Below are 17190 nucleotides of genomic sequence, written 5' to 3' on the forward strand. Positions count from 1 at the left end.
ATTTTGACTTACTCCACAGTAATCCGTCCCTGACCTTTTTGGGTTTCTCCGATGATAGCAGCTTTTACGTTTGCTTTTTGAAGATTAGATACAAGCTCATTACTTATATCTTTAGAACAAGTAACTAATAGACCGCCGGAAGTTTGAGGGTCAAATATGATATCCTCGATATCTTGACTTACTGAATCTTTAACTACTACATTATTTGAAAAATGCTCTTTGTTTCGATAAGCACCAGCAGGTATTAACCCAAACTGGGCATACTCCCTTGCCTCATCGATAATAGGAATTTCTGAGCTTTTTAGTACAATATCGACCTTAGAGCCTGTTGCAATTTCAGCTAGGTGTCCTGCAAGTCCAAAACCTGTTATATCAGTGCAGCATTTTATACTATAAGAAGCAAGCACTTCTTTTGCTGTTTTATTTAGTTCAGTCATGGTGCTTACCGCTTTTTTATAGGCGTCGCTACTTGCCATTTCACCCTTTATAGCGGTTGTTATAACACCAGTTCCCAATGGCTTTGTCAATATTATATCCTCACCACTGGTTGCCGCTGTATTTTGCCATATATCTTTTTCTTGTACAAAGCCAGTTACAGAAAGTCCATACTTAGGTTCAGGGTCCTCAATACTGTGTCCCCCAGCTAGAGTAACTCCTGCTTCTTTCAACTTAGAGCTTCCTCCTGCTAATATTTGGGCTAGCACTTTTTTAGGCAGGCAATTTATTGGAAATCCTACAATATTAAGTGCATATTTGGGATCTCCCCCCATTGCGTACACATCACTTAGTGCGTTTGCAGCAGTTATTTGTCCAAAAGTAAAAGGATCGTCAACCATCGGTGTAAAAAAGTCCACAGTCTGAACCACAAGTTGTCCCTGTGGCACCTTAAATATCGCAGCATCATCGCCGCTATGATACCCTACGACTAGATCCTCATTATGGTCGAATTTAATATCATCTAATATGTTCTGTAGGTCTCCCGGACCTATTTTTGCACCTCAGCCAGCAGCCTTAACCATTTGCGTTAGTTTTACATCGTCCATACTTTATTACCTCCCTTTGCCAAGTGATTTAAAAAGATCTTAAATATGTTAGATCCTTCGTGGCCTTTTCTAAATATATAGTACAGGTCTCTTTTAACCTCCATGGGACATTTAACTATTTTTATAGCTCCGGAGCTTTCTGCTCTTTTTGCAGCTACTTCCGAGATAAAAGATATTCCTAGGTTGGCCTCCACAGCAGAGATTATTCCTTCGGTGCCATTTGACTCCATTACAATATTTAAATCATTTATTCCTAAGTTAAAATGGGTACGTAGGTTGTCTACCAGCACCTCTCTAGTTGCGGAGCCTTTTTTTCTTAATACCATAGGAACCTTTTGTAGCTCCCTTGCATTTTTTATATTGTCATAGGGGTAGTCAGTGCTAGCTATAGCCACTAATTTATCTTTCATCCACCTGCAAGATGTAATCTCCTTTGATTTAACCCGCTTACCTACAAATCCGATATCCAGCTCCCCTAAACTGACAGAATCTATCACCCAGTTCGAGTCACCCAATATAACGCTTATCTCGCCTTTAGGAACATCTCTTTTAAAGCTTTTTACAAACTTTGGCAAATAATACTGTCCTGGGATTGTGCTGGCCCCTAGTTTTAGCTTTCCTGAAACTTGCTTTTGATAGCTACTTAACTGATTTTCCACCCTGTGCCAAAGCTTTAAAATGTTTTCTGCCTCGCTATAAAGAATTTTACCGGCATCAGTTAAATGTACTCGTTTGCCCACTCGCAAAAAAATTTCTACGCCTATTTCCCGAGATAAGCTTTGCATCTGCATGCTGACCGCAGGCTGGGATAAGTGAAGTTTTTCAGATGCTTTCGAAAAGTTACCTTCATCAACTACTGTTACAAATGTCTTTAAAGTAGTTAAATTCACAGGATTAACTCCTTCCCTTTAGGTCCTAGTATTCTTTTATCGCCTACCCTCTTTGTTATACCCTCGCCATCTAAGTACTCTAAAAGAGGAACGATATACTTTCTAGTAGTGTTAAACAAATCTCGACATTGTGCTAATGTAACCCCTTCAGGATTTTCTTTAATTAGCTTTACCAACCTTTTTGTTCCAGCTGATAAAACTTCTGTGCCTACCACCATACTTTCATTTATAGAAACTATTTTATTTGCTTGATATAAGTAATCCAGCAGGTTTTTCTCTATAGGCAGTTCACTTTTAGCAGGCGGCTGAAAACCTGCATCATTTAGAAGCTTCTCCACTTTATCTATGCTTTCCTTTTGTTTTTCAGTAAGAGTTACTTCAAATTCACTAAGTTTTACATAAAGTCCATCGCTTTGGATTACCCCTGTTTTAACAAGTATTTCTAATAAATCTGACAGCCTTTTACTTGATAAATCCAATCCTAAGTTATTTTTTAACTCTTCTTTATTTACGCCCCACCTAAATGGGTTTCGCTGATGATACCCTTTTAGAAATTCTACAATTCCGTCAGATAGTTTTGTTAGATTTGTTTTGCTTATAACTGCCAATTCATCTTTATTAACTATCGTTACATCGCCTTTTTCCTTTAAGGTGTGGATCTTATCTGAGATGTTTTCGTTAGATTGTTGCAAGTTTCTTGCCAGCTCTAATGAAGTTATACCATCAATTCCGTGCTCTTTTACAACCTGATTTACCACCTCTACCAGCGGTTTTTCATCCCTTATCCTTAGGCCTAGCAATGCATCTTCATCATACCGTTTAACTCTTTTATTAGTAGCTCCCAGTATCTTTCCGCCGCCAATTGTTACTACCGGTGACATCGCCCTTATTACAAAAGGGTCATCTTTTGCAGCAACCACTTTTTCCTTAAGCCTTATTTGGCAAAAAGCATCGTCTGAAGGATTAAGCTCTTCTCTATCTAACAACACTAATCTACCGATACTTTCTTGGGTGCCCACGTGTAACCTAACCATCGTCCCAGTAGTGATTTTTCTGCTATTTTCTAATAGCTTTAGTTTGCAGTTTACCTTGTTTTTAGCAGAAAAATAATCTTGTGTCGCTAACATAGAGCCTAAGCCCACCTGTTCTTTTTCCAATCCTGTTAAGTTTACAGCAACTCGTTGTCCTAGATAGGCCTCTTCCACTGAGTTTTTGTGAACCTGTATTTGTCTTACCTTCCCAGTTGCTTCGCTAGGAAATACCTCTACTACATCCCCCACTTTTATAACCCCATCTTTCAATGTTCCAGTAACAACTGTACCAATCCCTTTTAAACTAAAACTTCTGTCCACAGGCAACCTGAAAAAATCTTTAGGCTTAGGCTTGTCAACATGTTGTACTGTATCGGTTATTATCTTCTTTAAATCTTCTATACCTTCTTGATTATGGGTGGAAACTTCAGCAACGGGAGCATCTTCTAAAAATGTGCCGCTAACCTCATCTAATATATCCTCCTTAGCTAGCTCTAAAAGATCATCATCAACTAAGTCTTTTTTAGTTATTACAATGATGCCCTTTTGAACACCTAGAAGCCTTAATATATCTAAATGCTCCCTAGTTTGAGGCATAACTCCTTCATCAGCTGCGACAACTAAAAGCACCACATCCAACCCACCTACTCCAGCTAGCATATTTCTAACAAACTTTTCATGGCCAGGCACATCAACAATCCCTGCCTTTTCTCCATTTGGTAAATCAAAATAGGTAAAGCCTAGCTGAATGGTTATCCCCCTGTTTTGCTCTTCTTTTAGCCTATCTGTATCAACACCGGTTAGGCTTTTTATTAAACTGGTTTTGCCATGATCCACATGACCAGAGGTGCCAATTATTATATGTTTATTCTCCATCTAAAATTTCCTCCTCTAGTCGTCTAAGTACTTTTGCTAAATATGAAATGTCATCTTCGTAAACGGTTTTTAAGTCTAAATAAAGTCTTTCGTTTTGGATCCTTCCCACAACCGGCACTTCCTGTTTTCTAAGCCAATTAGCCAGTCGCTGAGGTTTGTTGTAGTTAACTTTTATGGCCACTGTTTCTAATTGGTGAACTGGTAAAGCCCCACCGCCGATATATGAATGATCTCTAACTACCTCATAAAACTTAGGGTTAAGCTTAGAAGTTATGTCATCGGCATACTGATTAAGGGTATCTAGTTTCCTGTCTAAAAAATAATAAAGCGGAATTTCTTCTAGGTATCTATCCTTGATATAAATATCTAAAGTGCTTTCTAATGCTGATAGAACAAGTTTATCACAACGTAAAGCTCTCATAAGAGGGTGCTTTTTTAGCTTAGCTATTAAGTCTTTTTTTCCAAGTACTATCCCACACTGAGGCCCTCCTAGAAGCTTGTCCCCACTTAAAGTAACTATATCTGCCCCTTGTTGAATTGATTCGAGCACTGTAGGCTCAGAAATCCCCCACCTTTCAAGATTGATTAAAGTACCACTGCCTAGATCATCTATCAAAGGAAGGTTATGAGATTTGGCTAACTGTGAAAGTTCCGTCAAAGATGCTTCATGGCTGAAACCCACCACCCTAAAGTTGCTAGGATGTACCCTCATTAATGCTCCCGTGTTTTCGCTTATACACCTTTGATAATCCTCTACATACGCTTTATTTGTGGTTCCTACCTCTTTTAATATAGAACCACTTTGCTCCATTACCTCCGGTATTCTAAAAGAACCACCGATTTCAACTAACTGTCCTCTTGATAAAATTACTTCCTTACCATGAGTAAGTGCACTTAAAGTTAACAACACAGCGGCGGCATTGTTGTTTACCACAACACAATCTTGGGCTTTAGTTAGCTGGCGAAATTTTTCTTCTATAGAAGTTGTCCTTTTTCCTCTCTTTCCCGTAGACAAGTCAAACTCTATATTACAGTACGGGATAGATAAATCTTTCACTTTCTCTGCTACAGATTTAGGCAAAGGAGCCCTGCCTAAATTAGTGTGCAAAATTGTTCCCGTTAAGTTTATAACCTTTTGCAAATCTTTTTGTTTACTTTCCTTAAGAGACTTTGAAATCAGCCCTATCACCATTTCCTCATCAATATCTTGATGATAGCTTGCAAAATCTTTTCTTACTAAATCAAGCACCTTTTTAGAGGTATCTAAAAAGGCTTTCCTCCCGTACTTAGAAACCAGTTCCTTTCCTTTTAAATCTTTCAACAGGTTTGTAACGCTTGGTATTTTACTATAATCCAATTTGTTTTCCTCCTTTAAGGCAAGATATACGGTAAAATATAAATCATTATCACTGTCATGATAGTCATAGCCAACCCAGGTTGGATAAACCATTTATAAAAAGCTAATATGTCAAACTTGAAATAATCTTTAGTAAGCACTAAACACAAGTGAATTGGCGAAAGTACATAAGACCAAAGCGAAGCCATAAACATCAGTAAAACATAGGGGAGAGGATTATGAGCAATAGCTGAAGCAAAAATAGGTATCGAAATCCCTAAGGCAGCTGAGTTTGAGCCTGTCACTAAACCACTAAGCCCTGAAGCTAGCACTACTAAAAGTCCCAGCGGTAATCCTAACTGCTGTAAATCAGACATTAACTCCTCCACAACAGAACTTGCCTCTAAAATTTCCTTAAAGAAAAATATACCAAAAATTGTTACAGCTAAAGTTAAGTTTATTCCTGGTAAAATATCTTTTTTAATCTTTTTTATTGGCTTATTCCAGCTGGCAAAATTCTTTTTAGCGTCCAAAATCAGCACCCATACAATAGACACAAAAATCGCCGCAGGAAACATAATCGAAAAGCCCAAAGACAAAGTTAACGCTAATAATATTGGAGAAATACTCAGTAGAAAACTTCCAAATGTTTTTACTTTATGAAGACCATTACTTTTTTCTGTTTTAATAGGAGTGATTCCCTTAAACATTGTCAAAAACGATACAGCCAAGCCTGATACCACAATTGGAAAGCTAACCAGTATTATATGTTTAACCTCCACATCAGTCATAGCTGTAATCAATAAAAATGGCGGATATAAAGGATAAATAGGAAACCACATATGCCTAAAAAATATATTTATAGCCCCCATCTGGCAGTCTTTAAGCTTAAGCCTTTTACCAGACTCGCCCACCATAGGAGCGGAAAGAGCTGCTCCCCCTGGTACGGTAAGAAGCCCAATAAGACTTGGAATTGCAGCCATCAACAGCTTACTTCCTCCCAGCAACGTTATTAAGGAAGAAATCATTGTATCTAAAAGACTAGCCCGCTTCATTATAAAGCCTAATAATGAAATCAATAGTACCACCAAGGCAAGCTCAATAAATTCTTGGGTAACAAACACATTAAAAAAAGTAGCTATACTTTCTTTCAGCGTAATTGTACTAGTTGAGGTTACTATGGCAGCGCCTAAAATCATTGCCAAACCTATATTTACCTTTTTCCTACTTAAAAAGACTACTAATATAAGACTTAAAATAACTCCTGCAATACCCACCATAAATCCTCTCCCATCAATTAGCAAAATATTCTCTTAGCTACATTATAATATAATCTTATACTTTTAACCACATCTACAGGTATTTCATTTTTCTTACAACAAAAGTACTCAGCAATTCTTTGATATTTTAATAATGATAAACTTTTAGGTAATAATTAACACGGTTTTATAGCTAGAAGGTGTTTAGAAATTCATAGATCTATTATATAATTAAGTAAAAATGGGAGAGGATGTCTTTATATTGAAAAAGTTTTTTGCATTGTTTATAGTACTTATTTTAGTATTAGCTACACTAGGATGCACTGATAATAGTCAAGTAGTTTCTGATGATAAGGAAGGCGACAAGGTTACTGATAAAAAGCCGGAAGATGACAATGATAAACCAGACAAAACAGATGATACCAAGCCTAAGATAGACTTTGATGAGGTTCAGCCAAATGAAGCAGGTGAAATCATGGTGCTTATGTATCACAGCATCGCACCTGAAGAAGATACCTGGGTCAGAACTCCTGATAACTTTCGTAAAGACCTTGAAAAACTTTACAAAAATGGATATAGACTGGTATCGATGCGAGATGTTATAAAGGGAAATATAGATATAGAGGCCGGTAAAAGCCCCGTGGTGCTAACTTTTGATGACGGTACGCAAGGACACTTCAACTATATTGAAAAAGATGGCGATCTTGTTATAGACCCAGATAGCGCTGTGGGCATACTTTTGGAAATGAATGAAAAATACCCCGACTTTGGTACAGCGGCTACCTTTTATATTAATTCTAACCCATTTAGACAACCTGAGTACGCCGAGCGTAAACTTAAAGAGCTTGTTGAGTTTGGCATGGATATAGGACACCACACTTATGGCCATATATACTTAGACCAACACGGACCTGAAGAAATTCAACGGCAAATGGCCAAGCTACAAGAACTAGTAAATGACGTCCTGCCAGACTACCCATTGGATACTTTTGCACTTCCTTTTGGCATCTGGCCTCAAGATGAGTATCGTCAATATGCTATAGCAGGTGAGTATGACGGTATAAACTATGAAAATATAGGAGTGCTAGAAGTAGGCTCATATCCAGCTGTGTCACCTTTTAATAAAAGTTTTGACCCCATGTCTATACCAAGGGTGAGAGCAAGCTACGAAGAAGGCTATGGACACTTTAAGTTTTTCTTTGATGTATTTGAAGATAACCCTTCACGTCGTTATGTAAGCGATGGAGACCCAAACTATGTAACGGTACCAGAAGAGCTAAAAGACAAAATTAACTTAGATGATTTCCCTTATAAAGAGCTTAGGACTTATACCATAGACGAATAAAAAAAATGCTGTTGAGCAAAGTGCTCAACAGCATTTTCATTTCTACAAAACCTTAAGACTTAGAAGCTTTAAACGCTTTGTTGATTATAAATTTGAACATCAATATATTTGCTAAGCCGCCAACACAAAATGCCAATATGGTAAGCAATATGGTAGAAAAAAAGGCTAAAAATTCATACCCCAGCAGCACATTAGCAAAGAGCACCCCGAAGGGAACATGAAAAGCAGAGTAAGCTGCAGATACGATTATCTTTTTATTATTACTATTTTCACTAAGCAAGATGATATTGATTATTTCAGTACATACTCCTGCAAAAACTACTATTAAGAACATGACCGGGCTAAAAAAGGAAAGCAACCCACCCTTAACTATAGCTAGCAAGGATACAGCCCCTTTTTTATTAGTTCGTTCCATTAATCCCATCACAACAAGAGAAAAAAGTGGTGCCAACACGATAGGTTTAAAGATAGGTAATGGCAAAGACATAAGAACAGGTAGTACCACGATCCCTAGCACTACAGATAAAGCTGCTAATATTCCTATTAAAGCCACATCTTTAGATAAAATCGCCTTTTGCTTCATACCTATCCCCCACTTTTAATATTATAATTCACTTATTTACTTAATTATATTATAAAAAAACCTGATTTATAATATAAAAACTATATTCTCTGAAAAATATTGAATCATATTTTTTTCTTAAAAGAAGTTATTAATATTCAACCTCAACCTCATCGCCAAGTTCTATAACCTTTCCTATGTTACAGTTAAAGGCATTAATTTCTACTTTGCTCTTGTGGGCTTCTTTTAAGGCTTCGCTAAATTGGGGATCTGTTTTTATATTTGGAGAAAAACTTTTTGCATCGTTACGTTGTATCATAAACAACACTTTAGCTTTATAACCTTCTTTTACACTTTTAGTTAGCTCGTTAAGATGTTTAGTCCCACGGGTTGTTGGCGCATCGGGGAACTTAGCGATTTGATCTTCTACTAACGTTACAGATTTAACTTCTATAAGGGTTTTAACCCCTTTTTTATCTTCAACTAAAAAGTCCATTCTACTTTTTCCATAAGTGTACTCTCGTCTAATAAGTTTAAGATCACAAAAGCCAGGCATGTTATTTTCAATGAGAAGTTTTTCTACAAATCTATTCGGCAGTTGCGAATCCAGCGAAACTCTAACGCCTTTTTTTGTATCAACTTGCAGTAGATCATATTTAGTTTTTCTTTTCTGCACCTCACCAACAGCCTTGCGAATATATACTGTGGCGTCAGGGAGCAAAAGTTCTGCCAGTCTTCCAGAAGTAGGAAGATGACAGCTGACTACTTCTCCATTATATAAGACGTCACAGCTAAACCTGTTATTACGTTTAACAAAGGCAGCTTTTACAAGCTGCCCTTTTATATTTATATAGCTCATTTATAACAACCTCACTATTGCAAAGTAAACACTTGGAGATGCCATAAGTAAAAATGATATACCAGCAAGTATTAGAATAAACCTTTGCAGTTTTTTGTCGTTTTTCTTTTCTGCTCTTGTATACGCAAAGTAAAGCATACCAGCTGAAAGTAGCACAAACAACGGTCTATATGGTGCTATACTAGACATGAAAGATAAAGATAGGGTGACTCCGCTGAGACCCAGGGAGAGAATAATCACGGGGCCTAGTCAACAAAGCATAGCAAAAAAGGACGGAATCAAAGATAAAGTTGCGGATATTTTTTCCTTCATTAAATTACCTCCTCATTTTGACAACGGCTGTAAATTGCCTTAATATGATTTTAATAGCGTAAAAACGGAGTGATTAAAAAATGATTATATTACAATGCAAAGATATAATTAAATATTTCGATGGCCAGCCTTTATTCAGCAATGTTTCATTACAAATACATCAAGGCGAAAAAATTGCTCTAGTTGGGGAAAATGGCAGTGGTAAGACCACTTTATTTAATATTTTAAATGGTACATTAGATTACGACTCAGGTCAAATTTTTACAGCCAAAAATATAAGCTTTGGATTTCAAGCACAGCACCATGACTTGGACCTAAACCTAACCCCAATGGAAGAGTTGCGTAAGGTTTTTAAACATATTATCGACCTAAATGACGAAATACGGGACATAGAGAAGCAGATGAGCACTGCTAATAAAGACAGGCTTGAAAAGCTTATGACCAAGTACTCTGAACTAACTGAGGAGTTTGAAGCAAGCGGTGGATATAGATACGAAAGTGATATAGTTGGCGTCCTTAGAGGTCTAGGCTTTGCGGCCGATGAATTAGACAAAAAAATACATCAGTATAGCGGGGGACAGCAAAGTAGAATTTCTTTAGCTAAGCTTTTACTTAAAAAGCCCGACCTGCTATTTTTAGATGAGCCGACAAACCATCTAGATATCAATGGAGTACTGTGGTTAGAGAATTATCTTAAAGAATATAAAGGGGCTATATTTTTAATTTCTCACGACCGCCAGTTTTTAGATAACATAGTATCTAAAACTCTCCATCTTCATGGCGGGGAGCTTATGAAATACTCCGGAAATTATTCCTTTTACATCAAAGAAAGAAGGGCGTGGGAACAAAGAGTAGCTAAAGAGCATAAGAAGCAGCAACAGCACATAAAAGAAACCGAGGAGTTTATACGCAAAAATATCGCTGGCCAAAAAACAAAGTTGGCTCAAAGCCGTAGAAAGCAGCTAGAAAAATTAGAAAAGATTGAGTTAACTCAAAGTGAGTATACCACCGATTTCTTTTTTGATGTAGGCTCAAACAGCGGGCGTTTTGTGTTAACGGTTAAAAACCTATCTTTTTCGTACGAACATACTCCAGTTTTAAAAGACTTAAATTTTATTATAGAACGGAACGACAAAATAGGGCTTGTAGGACCCAATGGATGCGGGAAAACCACTTTGCTAAACCTCATATCAGAAAAAATCCCAATACAAAAAGGGGAAATCATCCATGGCCACAACGTACAGTTATCGTATTTTAGTCAAACAAGAGACGACCTAAACCCTAATAACTCGTTAATGGAAGAGATTTGGGACAAAAAACCTGCTTGGAAGGAAGGTCAAGTGAGAGCTTACCTTGCTAAGTTTTTATTTACACAAGATGACGTATTTGCTCCAGTTTCTTCGTTGAGTGGAGGTGAGCAAAGCCGCCTAGCTCTTGCAAAACTTATTTTAGGCAAAGGGAATTTCTTGATTTTAGACGAACCTACTAACCATTTAGATATCAAAAGTAAAGAGGTTTTAGAGGAAGCTTTGCAACAGTATCCCGGCACGCTACTGGTAGTTTCTCACGACAGATACTTTTTAAATAAAGTCACTAATAAAACGATCGCTCTAAACGACGGCAGCGCTCGATCCTTTTTAGGAAATTTCGAATACTATCAGCAAAAGATGGCTGACGAACGCTGGGAAAAAGAGCAACGACAAAAAGAACGAGATAACATCAAAAAACAGCCCCCTAAGCGCAAATCTAAAAATTCCATAAAAAAGCTAGAAAATGAAGTACAACAGCTTGAAGAAAAAATAGCAGAGACAGAAGATAGCATAGCACAATTAGAAGAGCAGTTATGCAAGAAAGAAGTTTTTACAAACCCTACAAAAAATGCTGAAGTCAATGACGCGTACGAAAGGCAAAAACAAGAACTAGCTACATTCTACACTCAATGGGAAGAGTTAGAAGAAGAGTTATCACAACAAAACCAGTAAAGTATTGGTAAAGACAGATATACCATTGATATTGCTGCTGCCACGATGCCGGAATCATTTAAAATTAGGGCGGCAAAACTACCAGCTAAAATTGCCCGTATCGCCAGATAATATGTTTTGTCCTTGTGAGAACTCATTGATTTAGGAGGGTAGAATCCGAGAAAGATTATCGCCAAAAGAAGCACAAAAAACACTCTACTCCAAATACTATATCTAATCAATGTTAAGTTCATAGATAACTTTCTAGTGGCAGTCATTACAATATCTTCTAATGTATTATCTCCTCCAAATAAGTTTCCGATGTGGGTTTGACTTTCAGTCATAATGTTAACCCCTATTAAAACTGACATAATTGCTATCATCAGTAATCCTAGAGCAACTAAGGTCTTGATAAGACTTTTGTTGCTCTTATTATTTATAAGCACCATCAGAAAACATACAGATAGTGCCAGCGTTCCTCCAAAATTTGTACCCCAAAAAGGTGCCATCATCATAATAAGTACCCCTCCATAAACCAAACATAGCCAAGTTGTTTTTGCTTTCTGGTAAAGTGGATACGTAGCTAGTATAGTGGCCCCTAATAGCACTCCTGTATATTCATTACCGATGCCATAAAATCTCGCTCCCCCAATTACGTCATATCCTAAAACCGACTGTTTTTGTAGCACGTTGTTTAAAAGCGTATCCAACACAACTATAGATACAGTTCCTACCCCAACGAAAACCAATCGGTTTATGACATTTTTAAATAGTGAGGTTGTTATGTATGCTAATAGTAAAACTATAGCTATATATAAAATTAAATAAGGAATAATCTCAACAGGTGGAAACATAGCCATTATCAAAAAAGCTACAGGTCCCCATAACAATGCCAGTAAAGGTATTTTTAGATACGACATTGAAATTGTTTTTATTTTAAAGTTTAGCAGCGCAAAAATTACAAGCACTATAATAGCGATAACGTAGAAGTGAACCAAAAAGGGCCGTTGGCTATAAACAGTATTTATTTGCTTAAGCATACTTAAAACCGTTTGCTGTTGATTTTGCGAATCCACAGAGGTAAAAGTTTGGCCAAACATATCTTTTGCTTCGATATCATAAAAACTTAGCACAGTAGGAGCGATATCTAAGTTAGTTATAACACCTGGCCGTTTTGTCGAATTTGAAGTCAAAAGCCCCCCACCTTGTTCCCTATTGTAATGATAAACTGTAGGAATTAACTCCTTAAACTCCTCCTGCCGCCATTTTGGTGTGTTTAAAGTTATGAGCAGGAGATTGTCACCTTCTTTAAAGTTATCAATGATATATTTAAATAGATATTCCATTTTCTGTATGCTATCTCTAGTCACTTCTGAAACAGTCTCTTTAGTATAATTGAGATAATGGGCATCAATTCTATATGTGTCCCCTGTATCTATTATATATATATCGGCTGTTTGCTCATAATACTCCATATATTCTATTACTTTGTGGTAGTCAGTTCTTTTGCCTCCCACAAAGTTATTCGACTCCGTCAAAATTTCTTCATCCACCACTCCAAAAGGAATCTGGCCGTTACTGTCAGCGGCTATCCAGCTAACATGTCTGTTAAACTCGCTAGTATCTGAATTTCCTATCACCATTGGTGTTAACCCTTCTTCCTTTAAGGTATCCCCTAAAGCGCCTATTTGAATTGAATGCATTAGTTCTTCATTTTGGTGTTTTACGCTATTTATATATGGGTTAACAACGCCTTCTATAGGATAATCTAAGCCAGGGTTAAATGTGGAGTATAGCCCGTGGGCAGGTACATCATCTAACTTTTCACCGCTTCCAAAAAACAACTCGCCGCTTGGCGCTACAGCTCTACTAGAAGCACCTATAGATGCAGCATTATTAACACTGCCTCTACCTGCGGCAGTGTTATTAGCCATGATACCCCAACTACTATTTTCTAAAATATAACTTAAACTTTCGCCAGAGTAGTCAAGTAGCTGCTGGGGGGTAACTTTATCAATAACGACAATATATGTTTTTGGATCTAGGTCTTCACCATATGCAACCTTAGAAGTTATAGTAATACAAATAAATACCAGAAAAGCTATTAATCTCTTTTTTTTCAATTTTACACCTTCTTAGTAAATCTTTTAAATCACCCTGTTACACTAGCCTTATTTAAGCCCTTTTTAAGGGCATTTCATTATCAGCTAAACTCTCTTTGAAAACCTTTACTGTTTGTTGGTACATAGATTCTATACTAAAGTTTTTTTCTACATAACCTCGATTTTTGCTTAACTTCTTTCTTAAATCCACATTTAAAATAAGCTTTTTTAACGCTCTTTCTAACTCTATACTGCTACCTTTAGGTACTATCAAGCCATTTTTGTTGTTTTTTACTATTTCTGTTAAACCGCCAGCATTGCTTACTATAACTGGTACATTTAAGGCCATAGCTTCTAAAACAGTTATGCCAAACCCTTCGGTTATTGAGGGTTGTACAAAAATATCAAACCTTGACATTTTGACATATGGGTTGGATTTAAATCCATGAAAAATAACCCTCTCGTTAACACCCTTTGCTAGTTTTTCTAAGTTTTTTCTCTGTGGTCCGTCTCCGATAATATGTAGGTGGATTTTAACATCAGTTGTTGCAATTTTTTTAAAAGCATCAATCAGTAAATGAAAGCCCTTAATCTCTGTCAACCTACCACAACATCCAATATTGATATTTTTATCTGGCATATTTTTCATAAGCGGTGGTAGCTTAATGCCATTGTATATGACCGAAACCTTTTTGTTAGGTTGTAGTAAGGGCTTTATGTATTCTTTTAGATGTTTAGATACGCAGATAATATAGTCTGCCTGCTTAGCACTTATTCTAAACGCCCTAGCTAGCAGGTTTTTTCTCCGCTTTGGTAAGTGTTCTAAATCATTATGTACTGTTATAATTTTTCTAATCTGTTTACTGGGATAAAGAGCATACAATGATGCTTTAAAACCATGAAAATGAACAATTCCTGGTCTAAAGTCATCTATGGCTTTTATATAGTTGTAGAGAGATTTTAAACCACTGCGCAGGCTAAACTTAACCTTTATAACCTGGCACTTATGCCCATCTTTTTCTAGAGCTCTACATAAGTCCTTTACATGCTTTTCGATTCCACCGGCGGCAACGCTTTTAACAATCAAAATCTTCATAAATGTCATCCCCCATAGCTAGTATATATTCCATATATTCTAGCCTAGCTAGAATAATTTATACCAAAGTTGGGGACAGTAAAGCAAAAAACGAACGCTGGGAATAAATAGGTAAGACCTCATCCCCCCAGCGGTATACCCAAAACGTCATCCTGAGGCACGCCGAAGGAACTAGCCATAAGGGCGCAGGACCGATTTCAGAAACCCTCCCCCTCGAAGAGGTAGTGGTTGACCTCTGTGTCAACCATCCCATATTTATATTGGTTCTGCTTTAAGGGCAGCAGAAAGTTAGCGGAAAATTGGAAGGGGTATCATGTAACCACTTCTATTAGTAATATTGTTTTTATACCATAATAACTTCTGCTGGAGCACTGTAGTGCTCCCCTACAAAACCATTTATTTCTAGACCAAGCAGAATAAGCAAATTTATTTGTTTCGCGGCCAATTGCTTTTAGTAAGTAGTATGAGGTCTGATGTTAGTAAAAACCACCATAACAAATAAGGGAGCCGCATCCCCCGCAGAGGTGTCCGAAAAGGTTCTCATAAGTCACGCCAAAGGATCTAGCACATAAGGGGCGCTAATTACAAGCCCTAATTGGCCACGGTGGACATCACAAAACAAGCTACATGCTTGGTCCAACCCCATTGATATATGTGATCATATCGCAAAGGTCCTGTTTTTTAATCATGGCAAGAGAAAAGCTTATGCGGTTTTATTCAGAAAAAATGGTTCTGATCATCAAAAGTTGATGATCAGAACCATTTTTGGTTTGGCTTGATATGTCCAGCCTCGTTGTAATTTAGTTAGTTGAGGCTAGATTTCTTTCTTTTTAGAAAGTTTATGAGATATCTTCCAAACATCCCCTGCTCCCATAGTAATTATAATACAGTTTTTCTGTATATCTTTTTGGATTAAATCTATGCATTGCTTATGTGTTTCAACATACATAACTTCTGTGGTGTCGCGCTGTTTTATTGCCTGGGCAAGATTTTTTGACGTTATTTTCTCAATTGATTTTTCACCTGCTGAGTATATCGGTAGTAAGTAGACTTTATCTGCATCATCAAAGGCTTCGCTAAATTCCTTAAACAAAAAAGAAGTTCTTGTGTATCTTTGCGGCTGAAATATGGCAATAACAGGTACATTATAGTTTTTTGCTGCTATAAGAGTAGATTTTATTTCTGTAGGGTGATGGGCATAATCATCTACTATTATTTTGCCTTCTGCTTTATACAATACCTCAAACCTTCTTTTAACACCTTTAAAACTTTTTAAAGTATCTGCCATTTCTTCCACACTTACCCCTAGTTGATAACTTAACGCTATTGCAGCCAAAGCATTTAAAACGTTATGCCTTCCGGGAACATTAAGTTTTATTCTACCCCTAGGAGTTCCTTTAATAAACAAGTCAAAAGACGCTGTACCTTTATAAAATGAACAGTTGGCCGCTGAAATTTGGTTTTGCTCACCCATCCCAAATGTTATTACTTTTCTGCCTGTAAAATCTAACTTTTTTATAATAGGATCATCTCCATTTACAACTAAGTATCCTGTTTTATTAATATTCCCGATAAACTCTTGGTATGAGCTGATTAACCTATCAAAATTTCCATCATAGTGGTCTAAATGATCTGCTTCAACATTAGTAAGCACTGCGGCATAGGGCTTATATTGTAAAAAGGACCGATCGCTTTCACAGGCCTCCGCCACTATATAAGAAGAACCACCGACCCTAGCGTTTCCATTAAAATGCTCAAGTTCCCCGCCAATAAAAGCTGTAGGATCCATATTAGCTTTTGTCATAATCAGCGAAACCATTGAGGTAGTGGTAGTCTTCCCATGGGCCCCTGCAATGGCAATACCTTTACCGCTATTTAAAAACTGTGCTAATACATCAGCCCTGTGATATATAGGCAGCTTTCTTTTTTTAGCTTCGATAAGCTCTACGTTATCATCTCCTATGGCTGTTGAATATATCACCGCATCTACATCTTGTAGATTTTTTGCTTCATGTTGAAAGTAAATTTTGGCTCCTTCTTCCTCAAGCCCTTTAGTCAATGCCGACTGTTTTAAATCTGAACCAGAAACTTTATGCCCCCATGCAATCAATATTTTGGCAATCGCACTCATGCCATATCCGCCTATGCCAATAAGGTGTATTTTATCGTAGCAAATAGTCATCCTTAACCACCTCTTTTTAGTATTTAACTCTCTTTATGTTATTAAGGTATGATATTTGCCTAAGTATGTTCATGGAGAATAGAAAACCTTATTTTATTGAAGGGATTTGCCTATTGTTAAGTTTTGATTACTTTTTTTGCACCCTTGTCATCAAGTTGTAATATTTGGTCTATAGCTCAATGCAGGCATGGTGGGAGAGAGTTGTTTAATTGACAAAATACCGACAGTAATTTGACAAACTAATCATCTATGTTACCATATTTCTTGTGTCTCTTTTAGCTGCTAAACTGATGAATTACTAAAGTTTGGCAAATATGAATCTGGAGGTGATTTAGT

12 protein-coding genes are annotated in these 17190 nt (G+C 37.0%); 2 read left to right on the top strand and 10 right to left on the bottom strand.

Annotated elements, in window-relative coordinates:
- Positions 1-8 precede the first annotated feature (8 nt).
- Genes selD through PRVXH_RS12035 form a run of 5 tightly spaced genes read right to left on the bottom strand, consistent with a single transcriptional unit; the run spans position 9 to position 6456 of the window.
- Complete coding sequence (selD, locus tag PRVXH_RS12015) at positions 9-1043, bottom strand: selenide, water dikinase SelD (RefSeq protein ID WP_353892994.1); 1035 nt, start codon at positions 1041-1043, stop codon at positions 9-11.
- On the bottom strand, positions 1031-1933 hold the full coding sequence (locus PRVXH_RS12020) for a selenium metabolism-associated LysR family transcriptional regulator (protein WP_353892995.1): 903 nt from the start codon (positions 1931-1933) through the stop codon (positions 1031-1033). Before PRVXH_RS12020 ends, selD begins: the two co-directional genes overlap by 13 nt.
- Positions 1930-3840: a selenocysteine-specific translation elongation factor gene (selB, locus tag PRVXH_RS12025; protein ID WP_353892996.1), complete on the bottom strand. Its 1911-nt coding sequence runs from the start codon at positions 3838-3840 to the stop codon at positions 1930-1932. The genes PRVXH_RS12020 and selB overlap by 4 nt, the downstream gene beginning before the upstream one ends.
- Positions 3830-5197, bottom strand: coding sequence for an L-seryl-tRNA(Sec) selenium transferase (selA, locus tag PRVXH_RS12030; RefSeq protein WP_353892997.1), 1368 nt, complete (start codon positions 5195-5197; stop codon positions 3830-3832). The genes selB and selA overlap by 11 nt, the downstream gene beginning before the upstream one ends.
- Before the next feature lie 14 nt (positions 5198-5211).
- Positions 5212-6456, bottom strand: a complete 1245-nt coding sequence (locus PRVXH_RS12035; protein ID WP_353892998.1) for a DUF401 family protein — start codon at positions 6454-6456, stop codon at positions 5212-5214.
- Between the two features lie 241 nt (positions 6457-6697).
- Between PRVXH_RS12035 and PRVXH_RS12040 the strand changes: the two genes are divergently transcribed.
- Complete coding sequence (locus PRVXH_RS12040; RefSeq protein WP_353892999.1) at positions 6698-7780, top strand: polysaccharide deacetylase family protein; 1083 nt, start codon at positions 6698-6700, stop codon at positions 7778-7780.
- Positions 7781-7832: 52 nt separating this feature from the next.
- On the opposite strand, the gene PRVXH_RS12045 is transcribed toward PRVXH_RS12040, so the two are convergent.
- Positions 7833-8363 carry an MptD family putative ECF transporter S component gene (locus tag PRVXH_RS12045; RefSeq protein ID WP_353893000.1) on the bottom strand — a complete coding sequence of 177 codons (531 nt, stop codon included), beginning with the start codon at positions 8361-8363 and terminating at the stop codon, positions 7833-7835.
- Between the two features lie 130 nt (positions 8364-8493).
- Positions 8494-9201, bottom strand: a complete 708-nt coding sequence (sfsA, locus tag PRVXH_RS12050) for a DNA/RNA nuclease SfsA (RefSeq protein ID WP_353893001.1) — start codon at positions 9199-9201, stop codon at positions 8494-8496.
- 392 nt (positions 9202-9593) lie between these two features.
- Here sfsA and PRVXH_RS12055 point away from each other — a divergent pair, with 392 nt between their 5' ends.
- Entirely contained in the window at positions 9594-11495 is a 1902-nt protein-coding gene (locus PRVXH_RS12055; RefSeq protein ID WP_353893002.1) for an ABC-F family ATP-binding cassette domain-containing protein, read from the top strand.
- Here PRVXH_RS12055 and PRVXH_RS12060 read toward each other — a convergent pair.
- The 3 genes from PRVXH_RS12060 to murC all read right to left on the bottom strand — a co-directional run bounded on the left by PRVXH_RS12060 (position 11450) and on the right by murC (position 16854).
- Positions 11450-13597 (bottom strand): hypothetical protein, encoded by a 2148-nt coding sequence (locus PRVXH_RS12060; protein ID WP_353893003.1) that lies wholly within the window; start codon positions 13595-13597, stop codon positions 11450-11452. The genes PRVXH_RS12055 and PRVXH_RS12060 overlap by 46 nt on opposite strands.
- Before the next feature lie 52 nt (positions 13598-13649).
- Entirely contained in the window at positions 13650-14672 is a 1023-nt protein-coding gene (locus PRVXH_RS12065) for a glycosyltransferase family 4 protein (RefSeq protein WP_353893004.1), read from the bottom strand.
- 814 nt (positions 14673-15486) lie between these two features.
- Positions 15487-16854 carry a UDP-N-acetylmuramate--L-alanine ligase gene (gene murC / locus PRVXH_RS12070; protein ID WP_353893005.1) on the bottom strand — a complete coding sequence of 456 codons (1368 nt, stop codon included), beginning with the start codon at positions 16852-16854 and terminating at the stop codon, positions 15487-15489.
- Between the last annotated feature and the right edge of the window lie 336 nt (positions 16855-17190).

It is taken from the genome of Proteinivorax hydrogeniformans (assembly GCF_040515995.1).
In the GTDB taxonomy this organism is placed as follows: Bacteria; Bacillota; Proteinivoracia; order Proteinivoracales; family Proteinivoracaceae; genus Proteinivorax; species Proteinivorax hydrogeniformans.

Coding starts and splice junctions, on each gene's coding strand:
- selB (WP_353892996.1), bottom strand. CDS start 3,840: ATGGAGAATAAACATATAATAATTGGCACCTCTGGTCATGTGGATCAT.
- PRVXH_RS12035 (WP_353892998.1), bottom strand. CDS start 6,456: ATGGTGGGTATTGCAGGAGTTATTTTAAGTCTTATATTAGTAGTCTTT.
- PRVXH_RS12045 (WP_353893000.1), bottom strand. CDS start 8,363: ATGAAGCAAAAGGCGATTTTATCTAAAGATGTGGCTTTAATAGGAATA.
- sfsA (WP_353893001.1), bottom strand. CDS start 9,201: ATGAGCTATATAAATATAAAAGGGCAGCTTGTAAAAGCTGCCTTTGTT.
- PRVXH_RS12055 (WP_353893002.1), top strand. CDS start 9,594: ATGATTATATTACAATGCAAAGATATAATTAAATATTTCGATGGCCAG.
- PRVXH_RS12065 (WP_353893004.1), bottom strand. CDS start 14,672: ATGAAGATTTTGATTGTTAAAAGCGTTGCCGCCGGTGGAATCGAAAAG.
- murC (WP_353893005.1), bottom strand. CDS start 16,854: ATGACTATTTGCTACGATAAAATACACCTTATTGGCATAGGCGGATAT.